13 protein-coding genes are annotated in these 14,578 nt (G+C 61.9%); 7 read left to right on the top strand and 6 right to left on the bottom strand.

From position 1 onward, the window contains the following. Positions 1 to 30: 30 nt before the first annotated feature. On the top strand, positions 31 to 1,965 hold the full coding sequence (locus QZ650_RS05585; RefSeq protein WP_292520606.1) for a cation-translocating P-type ATPase: 1,935 nt from the start codon (positions 31 to 33) through the stop codon (positions 1,963 to 1,965). A gap of 31 nt (positions 1,966 to 1,996) precedes the next feature. On the opposite strand, the gene QZ650_RS05580 is transcribed toward QZ650_RS05585, so the two are convergent. Together QZ650_RS05580 and QZ650_RS05575 are read right to left on the bottom strand one after the other, a co-directional pair. Then, positions 1,997 to 2,860 (bottom strand): cupin domain-containing protein, encoded by an 864-nt coding sequence (locus QZ650_RS05580; protein ID WP_292520608.1) that lies wholly within the window; start codon positions 2,858 to 2,860, stop codon positions 1,997 to 1,999. An 85-nt stretch (positions 2,861 to 2,945) separates the two neighbouring features. Further along, positions 2,946 to 5,309, bottom strand: coding sequence for a PAS domain S-box protein (locus tag QZ650_RS05575; RefSeq protein ID WP_292520610.1), 2,364 nt, complete (start codon positions 5,307 to 5,309; stop codon positions 2,946 to 2,948). Positions 5,310 to 6,164: 855 nt separating this feature from the next. Between QZ650_RS05575 and QZ650_RS05570 the strand changes: the two genes are divergently transcribed. Further along, a complete protein-coding gene (locus tag QZ650_RS05570) occupies positions 6,165 to 6,962 on the top strand; it encodes a hypothetical protein (protein ID WP_292520611.1) in 798 nt (265 codons plus the stop codon). Positions 6,963 to 7,207: 245 nt separating this feature from the next. Beyond that, complete coding sequence (locus tag QZ650_RS05565; protein WP_292520612.1) at positions 7,208 to 7,564, top strand: type II toxin-antitoxin system PemK/MazF family toxin; 357 nt, start codon at positions 7,208 to 7,210, stop codon at positions 7,562 to 7,564. Positions 7,565 to 7,581: 17 nt separating this feature from the next. Here QZ650_RS05565 and QZ650_RS05560 read toward each other — a convergent pair whose 3' ends face one another. After that, the gene (locus tag QZ650_RS05560; protein WP_292520613.1) at positions 7,582 to 9,330 is read right to left on the bottom strand and encodes a PAS domain-containing protein; all 1,749 of its coding nucleotides are present in this window, start codon (positions 9,328 to 9,330) and stop codon (positions 7,582 to 7,584) included. A gap of 211 nt (positions 9,331 to 9,541) precedes the next feature. Between QZ650_RS05560 and QZ650_RS05555 the strand changes: the two genes are divergently transcribed. Together QZ650_RS05555 and QZ650_RS05550 are read left to right on the top strand one after the other, a co-directional pair. Then, positions 9,542 to 9,817, top strand: a complete 276-nt coding sequence (locus QZ650_RS05555; RefSeq protein ID WP_292520615.1) for an acylphosphatase — start codon at positions 9,542 to 9,544, stop codon at positions 9,815 to 9,817. A gap of 62 nt (positions 9,818 to 9,879) precedes the next feature. Continuing rightward, positions 9,880 to 10,467 (top strand): nitroreductase family protein, encoded by a 588-nt coding sequence (locus tag QZ650_RS05550; RefSeq protein ID WP_292522475.1) that lies wholly within the window; start codon positions 9,880 to 9,882, stop codon positions 10,465 to 10,467. A 12-nt stretch (positions 10,468 to 10,479) separates the two neighbouring features. Here the strand turns inward: QZ650_RS05550 and QZ650_RS05545 are convergent, their stop codons facing one another. Continuing rightward, complete coding sequence (locus QZ650_RS05545) at positions 10,480 to 11,469, bottom strand: trypsin-like peptidase domain-containing protein (protein WP_292520619.1); 990 nt, start codon at positions 11,467 to 11,469, stop codon at positions 10,480 to 10,482. Between the two features lie 243 nt (positions 11,470 to 11,712). Here QZ650_RS05545 and QZ650_RS05540 point away from each other — a divergent pair, with 243 nt between their 5' ends. After that, positions 11,713 to 12,411: a dienelactone hydrolase family protein gene (locus tag QZ650_RS05540; RefSeq protein ID WP_292520621.1), complete on the top strand. Its 699-nt coding sequence runs from the start codon at positions 11,713 to 11,715 to the stop codon at positions 12,409 to 12,411. A gap of 8 nt (positions 12,412 to 12,419) precedes the next feature. Here QZ650_RS05540 and QZ650_RS05535 read toward each other — a convergent pair whose 3' ends face one another. After that, positions 12,420 to 13,124: a glycerophosphodiester phosphodiesterase family protein gene (locus QZ650_RS05535; protein WP_292520623.1), complete on the bottom strand. Its 705-nt coding sequence runs from the start codon at positions 13,122 to 13,124 to the stop codon at positions 12,420 to 12,422. 172 nt (positions 13,125 to 13,296) lie between these two features. Continuing rightward, the gene (locus QZ650_RS05530) at positions 13,297 to 13,551 is read right to left on the bottom strand and encodes a DUF2795 domain-containing protein (protein WP_292520625.1); all 255 of its coding nucleotides are present in this window, start codon (positions 13,549 to 13,551) and stop codon (positions 13,297 to 13,299) included. Positions 13,552 to 13,761: 210 nt separating this feature from the next. Between QZ650_RS05530 and QZ650_RS05525 the strand changes: the two genes are divergently transcribed. Continuing rightward, a complete protein-coding gene (locus tag QZ650_RS05525; RefSeq protein ID WP_292520627.1) occupies positions 13,762 to 14,556 on the top strand; it encodes an ABC transporter substrate-binding protein in 795 nt (264 codons plus the stop codon). Positions 14,557 to 14,578 lie beyond the last annotated feature (22 nt).

Below are 14,578 nucleotides of genomic sequence, written 5' to 3'. Positions count from 1 at the left end.
GGACGGCGGGGAAGTATCCGGAGGCGAGCCGTGGCCGCTGATGAGGCATGCCCATCCTGCCCCCGCTGCCGGGCCGGCGTCTGTGAGGTTCACGGACCGATCGTCGGCCGGCGGGAGGTTGCGGTCTTCGCAATATCAGGCATCCTCCTCCTCGCCGGGATACTCGTCGAGTATCTCACCCCATACCCCCTTGCGGGCACGGTTCTGCTCCTCGCCGCCGCGGTCATATCCGGCTACGAGGTCCTGAGAGCCGGATTTCTCGCTCTCATACGGCTCCAGTTCAGCATCGCCGTGCTGATATCCATTGCGGCGGCGGGGGCGTTCCTGACCGGCAACCCCGCAGAAGGCGCGACCGTCCTCTACCTCTACGCCATCGCCGAGTTCCTGGAGGAGTACGCTGCCGGGAGGGCGGAGCGCTCGATAGCCTCGCTTCTTGAGATCGCGCCGCAGACGGCCCGGGTCCGGCGGGACGGCGGGGAGACGACCGTCCCCGTCAGCGAGGTCGGCGTCGGCGAGACGGTGGTCACGAGACCGGGCGACACCGTCCCGCTCGACGGCGTCGTCATCGCCGGCGCATCCTCCGTCGGCCAGGCCGCGATCACCGGCGAGAGCGTCCCCGTGGCAAAGGGTGTCGGCGACGGGGTCTATGCCGGGACCCGGAACGTGGAAGGCTACCTCGAGGTCAGGGTGACGAAGCCCGAGGAGGAGAGCACGATAGCCCGGGTCGTGGCGCTGGTCGCGGAGGCCCAGGCCCACACCTCCGCAACCGAAGCGTTCATTGAACGATTCTCCCGCTACTACACCCCGGCGGTCATCCTCCTCGCCGCCCTCCTCATCGTGGTCCCGCCGCTCGCCTTCGGCGTCCCGTTCCTTGAGGCGTTCTACCGGGCGCTGATCCTCCTTGTCATCTCCTGCCCCTGTGCGCTTGCCATATCCACCCCGGTCTCGATGGTCTCGGGGATCACGACTGCGGCGCATAACGGGGTGCTTATCAAGGGCCGGGACGCTCTCGAGGCCGTGGGGCTTGCAAAGGTGGTCGTCTTTGACAAGACCGGGACGCTCACAACCGGGAGGCTTGAGGTGGACGATGTGGTCGGCTTCGGAGTCCCGGCGGCGGAGGTGCTCGCGATCGCCACGTCGCTTGAGTCCCGTTCCGGCCACCCTATCGCAGAGGCGGTTCGGCGTCGGGCGGAGGAGGAGGGCGCCGCCCTCCGGGATGTGGAAGAGTTTATCTCGATCACCGGCAGGGGCGTTCAGGGAGTGATCGGCGGCGAGACCTATCTCCTTGGGAACGAGACTCTCTTTGCAGACGTCGGGGACAGCGGATGGCGGGCAGCGTATGACCGCCTGGAGCGCGAGGGAAAGACGGTCGTCCTCGCCGGTACCGATACGACGGCCATCGGGCTCATCACTCTCGCGGACGTCATTAAGGAGGACGCCCAAACGGCCGTGACCAACCTTCGGTCACGGGGGATTCGTACGGTGATGCTCACCGGGGACAACGAGCGCGTCGGGGAAGCGGTGGCCCGCCGCATCGGGATCGACGAGTGTCATGCCGGGCTCCTCCCCGAGGAGAAGGTGACGATGGTCGAGCGACTGATGGACCGCTACGGGCTCGTCGTGATGGTCGGCGACGGCGTAAACGACGCGCCGGCGCTTGCCAGGGCGAACGTCGGGGTCGCGATGGGGGCCATCGGGTCGGATGTCGCGATCGAGGCGGCCGATATCGTCGTGATGGAGGACAACGTATCCCGGGTCGCCTACCTCGTGGCCCTCTCGGAGAAGACGGTCTCGGTCATCCGGCAGAACGTCGCGGCAGCACTCGTTGTGAAACTCGGCATCGCCGGACTCGCCGTCGTCGGTCTCGTCACCCTCTGGATGGCGGTGGCGTTCGGGGACATGGGACTCTCGCTCGCGGTGATCGCGAACGCCCTCAGGATAGGCCGGCCGGACACCGGCAGTTGAGGCGCCGGCCGGCAGAAAAAGGAGAAGCACCTCACTCAAAGAGGCCGGTCTTCTCCGGTGTCCATGCCGGATCGATGAACGAGAGGATCGTTGTCGTCGAGTTCGCGGTGTTTCGGGTCTCTTTCACCTGGCCGGGGAGAACATACGCAGCACTCCCGGCAGGGACCCGGATTGTACTTCCGCCGGGTGTGGCGACCTCAATCTCCCCCTCGATCACGTAGAGGAGATCCGATGAGCCGCGGATTCCGTCATAGCCGAGATAGCCGCCCGGGAGGAGTTCCACGTAGGCAACGCTGTAGTCGATCGGGATCTCCGTCTCGTTCATCAGTACCGGATTTATGAGAGTGAAGACCGCCACGCCGGACTCGAGGTCCCACTCGATCCCTTCGTGGGGATCGGCTACGACGATCGGTGTACCGTCCGTCGTGATATCAAGTGCGTCAAGGTTGTCCCCTGCGATCTCGATATCCGCTGAGAAGGGGGGCTGGGTGACGGTGAGGTAGCAGAGATCAACATCTCCGACCGAGGCTATCGACTGCAGCACTCCTTCCGGGAGGAGGACGGTCTCCCCTTCGCGGGCGGTCACCGTCTCGTTGTCGCAGCGGATCTCCGCCACGCCGGCGATCACGTGGACGAGCTCGGTACTTCCGAGCAGTCGGTGCGGGGGCGTCGCGTTTCCGGGCGGGATGACGACGCAGCCCGCGCTGTAGTTCGTCCGGATCTGCGGGGTCTCATTCCCGATGAGCCCGGCGTAGGTCGCCTGGCCATCGAATAGAGAGATCTCGTCGACCGGGGTGATCAGCGCGATCTCCGTCTCTGCCGGGGACTCGCTTGCGGTGAGGCAGCCGGCGGAGAGGAGGATACAGACAAAGAGAGGCAAAACAATCTTGTGCATGGCTATATTTTCCATGACAGGGGAATTAAATCCTATCGTTTTGGCCAGCCGGAGACCCGGGGGCAGGAAAGACTCCCCGGACGGATTACGCTCCCCTATCCTGGTCGGCCTTCCGGAGCGTGAACCGGAACGCCGCACCCATCTCCGGGCGGCCCGGGACACGGTCCTCGACCCAGATCCTCCCTCCGTAACGCACAGTGAGCATCCGGCAGATCGAGAGGCCGAGACCCTGGCTTCCCTGCCTGCCGCCCTCCCGCTCGAAACGGAAGAATATCGCCTCTTTCGCATTGTCGGGGATACCAGGACCGTTGTCGGCAACGGTGACAAGGATGGTGCTCCGGTCCAGGTCTTCGATATCCACAGCGACCTCGATGCCCTGCCCACCATGCTTTGCGGCATTGCCGAAGAGGTTTGTGAAGACCTCCGACAGGAGATCGTCGGCGAGGACCTTCAGCGGCAGCCCGTTGTACCGGATGCTGAGATCGGGATAGTGAGCAATCTCGTCCCGGATTACGTCGTGGAGGTCAAGGGGCGCAAGTCCGGCACGGGTCTCGTGGATCTTGCGGATAGTGGCGACATTTGCGGTGATCTCGATGCTCTTCTTGATCCCGTCTTTCAGTTTCCGGGCGTGCCGGGCCGGTTCCCCGTCGAGTTCTTCGATGAGGAGGTCGGCGTAGATGTTCGCCACATTGTCAGCGTTCCGGATATCGTGGGTGAGGATGTCGAGGTAGAGGTTCGCCTCCCGGTTTGCCGCCTCAAGTCTCTGGTAGAGCATCCCCCGCAGGATGCCGCCCCCGATCTCCCGGCAGACCGCCTCAAGGAGCGCACGCTCCTCGGCAGAGAAGGAGCCCCGGGCCCTGCTCCCGACAAGGAGCGCCCCGACGACAGCGGACTCGACAACGAGCGGGATGCAGGCAAGTGCCGCAAACCCGAGTTCCCGCAGGAGGCGAGATCCCGAAGGATCCGGGGCTCTGTCCTGTTCAAGGTAGCAGGGCAAACCGGTGGTGAGGGTCTCGGCGAACGAGACTCCCAGAATGGCCTCAACCGAGTTTTGGCACGCGTCCGGCATGTCTCGCCGGCACTCAAGGGTTGCCTCACTCAGTCCAGGATCGAGACGGTAGATGGCGCCGCTATCGTAGCCGAGGAGGTCAAGTGTCTGGTCAAGCGCCGTCTCCAGGAGTTCGCCGGGTGTTCGGGCTGATGCTGATGCACCGATGATCTTGTTTAACAGCAGAAGGTGCCGGTTGCTCGCCTGCAGCCGTTCCTCCGCCTGCTTTCGATGGGTGATATCCCGCATAACGACCTGAACCGCAGGCCGCCCCTCAAAGAACGTCCGTGTACCCCTCCCCTCGATGGGGACCGTCTTCCCGTCAAGCCTGACAACCTCCAGTTCGGCAAGAGGCGTCTCCTCCCCTTGCAGGTCCCGCGCACTGAAGGACCGGATGGTGTCCCGGGCCTCCGGGTGGACGATATCAAGGATAGCTTTCCCGAGAACCTCCTCCGGGCGCGAAGCACCGAGCAGCCTCAGCCCGGCGGGGTTGACGAATACGATCTTTCTATCGCGATGGATCAGGGTCGCTTCGGCGGAGAGTTCGACGAGCGATCGGTACTTCTCCTCGCTCTCCCGGAGCTGCATCTCCATCCGTTTCAGAGGGGTGATGTCCTGGACCCCGGCAAGGAACCCCAGAGGGGCGCCTCCGGCGTCAAGGACCGGGGTGGTCGCCATCAGCGTGTGGATACGGCCACCGTCCTTGCGGATGAGATCGATCTCAAAAACCTCATGCGGGGATGTATCCAGGTTCCGCAGGTACTCTGCCATGCACCGGGCCCCCTCGTCATCAACGACCGCAGAGACAGGCATCCCGATCATCTCGGCGACCGGGTAGCCAAGGATATCGGCTATCCTCTGGTTGGCAAAGACCGCGATACCCTCCCTGTCGATCAGCCCGATGCCTTCATTGAGGTTCTCAACGAGGAACCGATACCAGTTCTCGTTCTGCTGCACAATCTCGTCTATCTGCCTCTGCCCTGAGGTGCCGGAGACTGTATCTCCCCGGTGGCCGGAGGGCTCGGGAGACAGGCGGATGACCCGCATACCCCGGAGAGGCCCTTCATCGACGATCCTGCACGAGCAACAAACCCGCTTGTCCCCGGCAGGCGAGTGTATTGTGCATGGCATATCATCGGTCGGGGAGTGGCTGGAGAGAGACGCCAGAACCTCCGCCCGAGAGGATTCGTCGGAGATCAGGGGGACCAGGATCCGGCGGATGAGCCTATCCGCATCGGTGCCGCTGAGCGCATCCCGATCGATGCCAAGTAGACCCTGGAGATACCTGTTGATGCAGGCCACCCGATTATCTGGACCGATAACGAGCAGTCCTTCGTCAAGCGCATCAAGTATGCCGGAGAGCGCCGTGATACCGCCATGTTCGGGTGTGTATTCGTGCATCGGACAGGGCCACCTTCCATTACTATTAGGGGATTTTTATACCATATGTAGATAAAATGTTCCCATCGTGCTCGAACAGATCAAAGCAGCATTTAGAGGAATTTGCCCGATATGCCACTTCTGGGGGCAGGTTTGCCTGACTACAAGCAGTATGCTATTCCCCTGAATTTATAAACCTGTTCATTTCCTCTGGAGGGCATTCGTGTCTCTCCGGTGGCGGACGCTTCCTGCAACAGTATACTTCCGGCCGTCCTGAACTGTGGGAAGGTGCCTGAGATTCTCCTATGCCGCTGTAGCCGGTATAGCCTCATTCCGGAAATCTGCATCCCCCACCATGGACAGATGCATGCACCTGTACCGGGACAACGGCCACCATACGGTGACGGGCGTGCTCCGGGAGCGCTTCGCGCGGGGCGAGACCGATGAGGATGGCCCCCGGGGCGCAGTGAGAAGTTTGACGGGGAGGGGCGGATAGGGAACCACAGGTACGGGGGAACCAGACGGCAGCCCGGGGCGCAACGTGCGGAGGCGATCCGGCAGAAGCCGCCGGAGAGCCATCGGCCCCAGGGCAGCCAGAGTTCGAGTTCCGTTTTCAGGAACATCGCAGCAGCACCACGCCTCGAGGACCTGCGGCGCCGGTTTATCGTCCCGAGCCGGCTCCAGCGCCGTTGCCATCTCACTTGCCGCGGCACGCTCTCCGGTATCGGTATCATCCTCACCCCGGCCGCCGGGGCAGTGCTGACGAGCGCAGGCATCGTGATTGCCGGGATCAGTGCCCGGGCGATCGGTTGAACCGGGAAGCTCAATGCGGTCAAATAGAGAGAATGGCCAGTATCTACCGGAGCTCGATCACTCATGAAGCGTAATACTACGATCCGGGTCTTCTCCCTCTTAATCGCCCTCGCTGTGGCGATCCCTGCCGTGCAGGCCGCTCTCACGGTCGATGCAGGGAGCGACCGCACCATACTCGCCGGGGAGCCGATCACCATCCTCGCTACATTCAACGGGACGGATTCTTTCGATGCGATGAACATCTCCGCCTCCATCAACTGGAGCACAGGAACGACTGAGGCGGAGATCGTGCCGGACGACGGCCACAATGGCACCATACAGGCCACCCACACCTACGTTACCGCCGGAACCTACGCCGTCACCGTGAAGGTTGCAGACAATCTCACGGGTGCTGCCGCCTACGACACCCTGAACGTGACCGTGAATCGCCAGCCTGCAGAGATGAAGGTCGTCCCAAAGACCCTGAATGAGAAGGGCAACGGCGTCTCGACCGTCTTTGTCAACCTTGCGGAATGGCTCGGATTCGCCCGGACCGACCGCACAAACATGACAACACCTGACCCCTCGGAGTTCAGGATCGGAAACGCAACGCCCGAGAGGATCAACTTCTGCATGAAGGACGGCGGCACGCTCATCCTCAAATACCGGCGAGCAGATCTCGACCCCGCCGCCAGCGACGGTAACCTGACCGTGATCGGCAATGGTGCCATATCCGCGATCAATCCGGGCAACGGGCAGAAGGGAGAGTTCGGCAACCATAACGGACATGCCGGGAATGCAAAAGAGAAGGTGAAGAACCAGAAGGAGTTCCGTGAAGAGCACCAGAAACAGAACAGAAACGCAAACAAACAGGCATCGTAATGGTGCAACGGAGGGGGCCTGAATCCCCCCATTTACTATTTTGTAGACGTTGCCTCAAACCCAAACGAGGCTTTGTTGGTTTCCATTGGATACAACCAGGCTCTCCTTAAGCCGACGCGTGGGATCATTATTGAAGGTAACGGTTCAGTTCACAGCCCGAATAAAGGAGGAGAACGCTAACCTCGAGCCGCACGCTACAACCCGGATCAATCCACTTATCGGTTCTGCAACCAACCTGTATGCACATGGGGCAGTATATCAGTGGAGACGTCGTCTTGGCCCCCGTGCGCATAGGAGGTCTCGGCGAACGGAAAGTGCGCCCGGTGGTGATCATTTCTGCAGAGAACGGGGACCTGCTCATCTGTCCGGTGTCAAGCAATCCGTCGTCCGACGCTCCCTCGATCCCGATCTCGCTCGACGACTTTGCCCGGGGCGGGCTCGACCTCTTCACCGAGAGTTACGCCCTGACCGCCCACGCTTCCACCATCCGGAGAGCGGACGTCATCGGGAAGAAAGGCACTCTGCTCCCGGAGACGCTTGCTGCCATCCGTGAGGCCATGCCGGCAGTCCGTAGCCCCCGCGAGAAGCGCCAGCGGCGGTAGCGCGGGTCTCTTGCCTCTCAGAGTTCGTACCTTTTCAGGAACTCACGGATCTTCCGCGATTCAATCCACTCCCGGTCGAGATAACTGATCCGGGCGTTGATCCTCCGGACCTGCTCCCGGAGTTTCTCTGCGGCTTCCTCGTCGTCGAGCAGGTCCGCAACCCCCATGATCACCTGGAGCGGGTGGCGGACGTGGTCGGCAAGAACGGCAAACTGCGCGATGTTTCGCTCGGTCATATCAAAGGCCTGCTCCCGGAGCCGCTCATACAGGATCCGCTCGGATATATCTCTCCCGACGGCCTGAAACCCCACGATCTTTCTCATCTCAATGATCGGAGAGACGTTCAGTTCCAGTATGACGGTCTCCTCGTCCTTTCGCCTGCCTTCAATCTTGAGCCCTTCGACCTGCTCGCCCCGGAGTACCTTCCACCGTCCTTCCTCCCATGCCGGAAGGCTTGAAGGGAGGATATACTCCTCCCAGGCTGTCCCGACCATCTCCTCAGGAGAGTATCCGAGTATCCGTCCCGTCGCCGGCGAGACATAGTTCAACCCACCGACCAGGTACGATGTGACGATGAGGTCAAAACTCCGCTGGGCGATCCCCCGGAACTTCTCCTCGCTCTTCTGGAGCGCCGCTTCGGCCCGCAGCCGTTCGATGATCCGGCCGAGCCGCTCCGCGACAGCGTCAAGCAACATCTGCTCTTCCGGCAGAAACGGCTCTTCCCCCGCCTCCGGTGCCTCTGCGAGGTAACTGACCTCAACCTCGCCAAGCTGCTCCCCACAGACAATGATCGGGCTACTCTGCTTCCAGGGGGTCTCTCCAGGGTCACCCCACCGGTACTCGCGGTCGTCGACCCGGATCCGGACTGCGGTATTCTCCGGGTACAGCCAGCCCGAGGGAAGGGTGCCGGCAACCGCCTGCAGGAGCCCGTCGAGTGTCATCCCCGGCGTTTCCACAAGATGCGTGATGGTGTACAGGCACCGGAGTTCATCCATCCGTTTCTTCAACTCACACGTCTTCTCCCGGAGCGCATTCTCTACCCGATTTCGTTCGGTCACATCGAGGGCTGTCCCGGTAACACCGACGATCCGGCCTCCGGCATCCCGGAGTGGCTTTAACGTCAGATCCCTGACGCGGGGATCGCCTGTGACGGTGATGGGCACCGCCGCCCGCACGGTCTCTCCTGTATCGAGGACCCGGCGCTTAAGCGAGGTAAGGAGCCCGGTATCATCAGGAAAGACCTCATCATCCCGCATGCCGATGATGGACGCATCCGGGGGCCCCAGCTGCTGGTTATACGACCAGATGTAGCGAAGGTCCTCATCCTGCGCAAAGACAACCACCGGCGACTGATCGAGCGCGGCCCTGAAGTGGTGCGCATCCAGGTCTCCGGTGACGTCCCGGATCTGGATGAGCCGACCTCCGGTGGAAGCCGGGGACGGCATATCCGATATCGAGATCCAGTGCCGGGTGCCGTCAGGTGCCCGGACACGGCAGGGATGGGCAGGCAGGCTCGCCCCGTTCTCCAGGGCCTGTCGAAGCAGCAGCGCGGAGGCATCGTCGTCGAGGATCGGTACAAGGTACCTGCTGAAGAGAGTGCACAGATCCATCCCGGTGATATCTTCCTGCTGGATGGCAAGGATCCGCGCGAGAGCCGGATTGTACCAGAGAATCTTACGATCGCTGTTTGCCACGAGAAGCCCGTCGTCGAGAGCATCGAGCACTCCACGATCACAGAGCTCCCGGTCTTGATGTGAGTCTGTCATATCCCTCCCGCGCTGGAATGTAGTCACTTTAGTGATTTTGAGTCCGCGGGGATAAAAACAGTTCCATCCGACTTCCGGCCATGCAGTCAGGTTTTCCAATATCCGGGGGCCTTTCGGTGAGATTCCCGGTCTCCTGGAGGATCATCCCCCGATGCGGTGTCCGGAAGGGGGATTGAGTACGGATAAGTTCTGCCGCGGCGATCTCTGGTATATGGCAGTGAGAACGCATCTGTTCATCAGCGGGGAGGTACAGGGTGTCGGGTTTCGGTGGGCCGTAGAGGACAAAGCCCGGGCGGCAGATATCACCGGCTGGGTCAGGAACCTCCCCGACGGCCGCGTGGAAGCGGTCTTTGAGGGTGACGAGGAGCAGGTGCAACGGATGATAGAGTTCTGCCGCCGTGGTCCGACAACGGCCCGGGTCGAGGATGTGCAGGTCATCCCGGAGGAGTATTCAGGGGAGTGCACCGCGTTCTCCATCCTTCGGTGAGGGAGAGATCCGTACGGCCCCCCTCAAGACATAAATATTGCCAGCGGGTCATACGGGAGTCCATGATGAGGGATATGGAACCAGTCGAGATCCTCTCCGTGATCCGGGAACGCCGGAGTGTCAGGAACTACATCGACCGGGAAGTCTCTGATGAGGCCATCCGGGCGATCATCGCTGCGGGCATCCAGGCGCCGACTGCTCTTGGACTTCAGCCCTGGCAGTTCGTGGTCGTGAGGGACAGAGACCTGATGCGGCGGGTCTCCGACTACTGTAAGCCGATCCTGGCAGAGAAGATCGGCGAGGAGGCCCGCCCGGGGACCGAAGAGTTCCTTGCGGCGCTCAAAGATCCGGAGTACAGCATCTTCTACAACGCCCCGGTGCTGGTCCTGGTCCTCGGCGCACGGGAGACCGTATCGAGTGTTCTGGACTGCACCCTCTGCGCGGAGAACATGATGCTTGCCGCCTGGGCGCTCGGCATCGGGAGTTGCTGGATCGGTTCTGCGGCCCTCATCGAGCAGAACCCCGACTTCCGCGCGGCACTGAAGATCCCCGACGACCACCAGATAGTGGCACCACTGATCTTCGGTTATCCCGCCCCCCTGCTGCCGAAAGCAGAGCGGCGGGAACCCCGGATCACGTGGATCCCATAACCGCCCCTCGTCTCATCCGGTTGCAGGGCACGCGACAGCTTCCGCCGGGACGATCGGGAGCGTGATCCGCCGTCCTCCGCGAATAAGCGTCAGGGTCGCCGGCTCCGCAATCGGCCAGGTGGTGAGGAACCGGTGCAGGTCGTCCACGCACGCGACGTCGGTCTCGTTGATCGCTATGATGAGGTCTCCCGGGCGGAGCCCTGCCCGACCGGCGGGGCTTGCCCTGCTCACCGAGACGACCTCAACCGCCTGGTTTGCGGTAAGCCCGAGCACCGTGATGAGCGAACGCTCAAGCGGCCGGGACTGACCGGCGATGCCGAGGTACCCGCGCCGCACCCTGCCGTCGGCGACCAGCTGCGGAAGGACCCAGGCAGCGGTGTTTGAGGGGATCGAGAAGCAGAGACTCTGGGCCATCGGAATGATGGCTGTGTTGATGCCGATGACCCGGCCGCGCGAGTCAACCAGCGGACCGCCGGAGTTGCCGGGGTTCAGGGGAGCGGTGTGCTGGATGATGTTCTCGATCAGGCGGCCGTCCCGGCTCCGGAACGCCCGCCCGAGAGCGCTCAGAACTCCCGTCGAGACGGTTGAGTCAAAACCAAGCGGGTTGCCGATGGCTATAGCGAGCTGGCCTACCGAGAGAGACCCGGAGTCCCCAAACGATGCGTACGGCAGCCCGCCGGTATCCACACGGAGCACGGCGAGATCGGTCGCGGGGTCGGCCCCGGCGAGGCGTGCCAGAATAGTGGTCCCATCCGACGTACGGACCTCAATCCTCCCTGCCCCCTGCACCACATGGTTGTTGGTCATGATGTAGCCTTCCGGCGCCACGACCACGCCTGAACCTGCTCCCGTCTGCTCGCCGTGCCGGCCCCGGGGATTCTTCCCCACAACCACGCTCACGACCGCGGGTCCCACAGAACGAACGACCTGGATGACAGCCCGGGAGTAGGCGTCGAGGAGGTCGGCATCGGACTCCCCGGTATCGAGAGGTGCAGCGGGCACATGTGCACCGGATACCGGTCGAGATTCGCCAACCTGCTGGAAGAATTTGTGGCTGGTTTTATTCATTACTGTTTATAATTGGTAACCAATAGTAATGTACTTTCTGCACCGATTGGCGACATCACGCCATCCACGGTGCGCAGGGCTGCCACTCTCATGGATCGCATAGGGCTCCCACCGTTCCGATCGCTCCCGGGCTCCACGCCGCAAGGGACAAATAGGGACAGTATCTATTGCCCCACTATGCTTGGGACGGCTGCGATTGAAGTGGACGCAACGAGGATCGAGGTACACCCCACGAACGTGAGAAGAGTGCCGGAGGCCGGCAAGGCTTATGATCTCGTAGAGATTGAGACCGACCGCGGAACGACCACCTGCCGTTACTGCGAGGCAAAGGGTGCCAGAAGCGGCGTCGTCATGGTGGGCGGCGTCGGCGGTGGGTTTGATACCCCCGCCCGGAGACTCTACCCGCGGCTGGCGCAGGACCTCCGAAACGACCGGATCAGCACGCTCCGGGTACGCTACCGGCACCCGACCAATCTCGTGGAATCGACCGTCGATACGATCCTCGGCATACGCTACCTCGAGAGCCAGGGTATGACGGCCATCGGACTGATCGGGCACTCGCTCGGGGGAGCAGTGGTGATCCAGGCAGCAGCAAGCGATCCGGCAGTCAGGGCCGTCGTCGCCATCTCCTCCCAGGTCGCCGGAACCGAACCGGTCAAAAATCTCGCCGGCCGTGCGGCAATCCTACTGGTTCACGGGGATGCCGACACGGTCGTCTCTCACCACTCTTCAGAGGATGTCTACCGGCGCGCTCAGGAGCCCCGGCGGCTGGTCATCTACGAAGGAGCGGGCCACACCCTTGACGAGGTGGCGGAAAGCCTCTACGTCGAGGTGAAGGCGTGGCTCCTCAAGCACCTGCCGGGAACGCTCATCTGACCGGTCCGTCACCCTGCCGGGACACGAGACTCCGCGTTCCTCCCCTCCAGGCACTGCCGTGCAACGCAGGGGTCGTCGCTCGCGAAACCGTCAACACCAAGCCGGGCTGCTTCCTGAATGGCGCCCTCTTCATTCAGGACCCAGGGGATGACGAGCAGCCCGGCATCATGCGCCCGTTCCACCACCTCACGCGAGACCCGGTCCCACCGCGGGAGGATGAGGTCCGCCTGCACCGGACTCGCGAGCCCAACAGGATCGCTGGTTTCCTGTGAGTAGATGAGGCCGGCCTGCACCCCGGGGAAGAGTTTCTTTGCCATCGCGACGCTTTCAGGATGAAACGAGACTAGAATGAGCCGTTCCGGCATGAGGTCCATGAGCCCCGAGGCGATGATGGCTTCAGTCCCGGGTTCCTTGATCTCCACGACGAGCCCCGTCTGACCATGGGTCAGATCGAGAACCTCATGGAGTGTCGGAACAGTCTCGCCTTCACCCGCATCCAGCCGTTTTAACTCATCAAGGGTGTAGCCTTTGACCGGTCCGGATCCGTCGGTCGTCCGGTCGACCGTTGCGTCATGCATTATAACAGGAATGCCGTCCCTTGTGAGGCGCACGTCGACCTCGACGAGGTCGGCACACGCCATGCCGCTTTGCAGTGCCCGGAGAGTGTTCTCCGGCTCGACGCCCTTCGCGCCACGATGTCCGACGATGAGCATGCAACGCCATGCATCCAGGAACCAGATATAACTGGCGGACGACCCCGGAGATATCCAGGCTCATGATGCCGATACCGGCTGCCACGGCTTCTGCCCGGACCCGGGCACCCTGTCTCCGGCGTGGCACTCGTAGCGGAAGAGTTACCCGGGTCCCCGGGGCTAAAAAAAAAGATTATTTTCCCTGAATCCTCTGGATCTCGGACTTGATGTCATCCGGACTGTTGTACTGCTTGTCCTCGAACTGGTTCAGCATGTCAAGGATGCCCTGAGACGCTCCGCTGTCCTTTGCCTGGGCGATAAGACTATCCTTCGATGCAGGGAACTTGATCCTGGAGGAGATCTGCTCGATGAGCCGTGGGTCAAGCCCCTGCAGGGCCCCGGCGGCCTTTGACATTCCGCCTGTGGCGGATTCTTTCATGCCTCTCATACCTTCTCACCACCAAATCCGCGCCCCATCTCGGGAGGCGGCCCCTGAAGGAGAATATGGAATAAAAAGGTATCGTCCGTAGACAGCAGGAAGGAGTACCTAAAGAGCGATGAAAGGAGAGCCTCTTCATGATGGCTCTCTGCGGGACCAGGCCGTTCTCGAAAGCCAAATCAAAAGGTTCATTTTACATACCTAACTAACTCCTTCTCCATGAGAACGCAGGGCATTCTTACGTTGCTCGCCTGTATGGTTGCAGTGCTGGCAGTCGCAGGTGCAGGGTGCACCGGCACAACCGAACAGACCGGTGGAGCAGAATTGAAAGATTCCTACATCGTCGGGATCGACGGTGCATACCCGCCTTACAGTTACGTCGATAAGGACGGCAACGCCCAGGGATTTGATGTCGACTCCATGAAGTGGATTGCCGAGAAGAAGGGTATCAAAGTAACATTCCAGGCAGTAGACTGGGACGCCATCATCCCCACCCTCCAGGCAGGGAAGATCGATATGGTCTATGCCGGGATGTCGATCACCCCTGAGCGGCAGGAAGCGGTCAACTTCACCAACCCCTACTGGTCAATCAACCAGGACGTCGCGGCCCGCGAGGACTCAAACGTGACGCTTGATGATGTCCTTGCCGGAAAGGTGGTCATCGGAGCGCAGCGGGGATGCACTGCCGCCATCTGGATCGAGGAGAACCTGATCGAGACCGGGAAGTTGCCCAAAGACAACCTGAAATACTACCCCGACACAGTGGCTGCCGTCAGCGACCTCGAGATCGGCAGGGTCGACGCAGTCATGTACGATGACGTCTCCCTGCAGGACATCATCAGGGGCAAGGCGCTGAAGACCATCGGGTCCGTCGAGACGCAGGAGCAGGAGCAGTTCGGTGTCGCCATCCGGAAGGAGGATACCGCACTCCTTGCGCTCATGAACGAGGGGATCGCGGAACTGCAGGCCGACCCGTACTGGGAAGAACTCAAAGTGAAGCACAACCTGAGCTGATCGGGGACGATCTATCCCCCAA

It is taken from the genome of Methanoculleus sp., from assembly GCF_020696975.1.
Lineage (GTDB): Archaea > Halobacteriota > Methanomicrobia > Methanomicrobiales > Methanoculleaceae > Methanoculleus.
The sequence above is the reverse complement of the archived record's forward strand: the minus strand, read 5'-3'. Positions and strand labels throughout refer to the sequence as shown.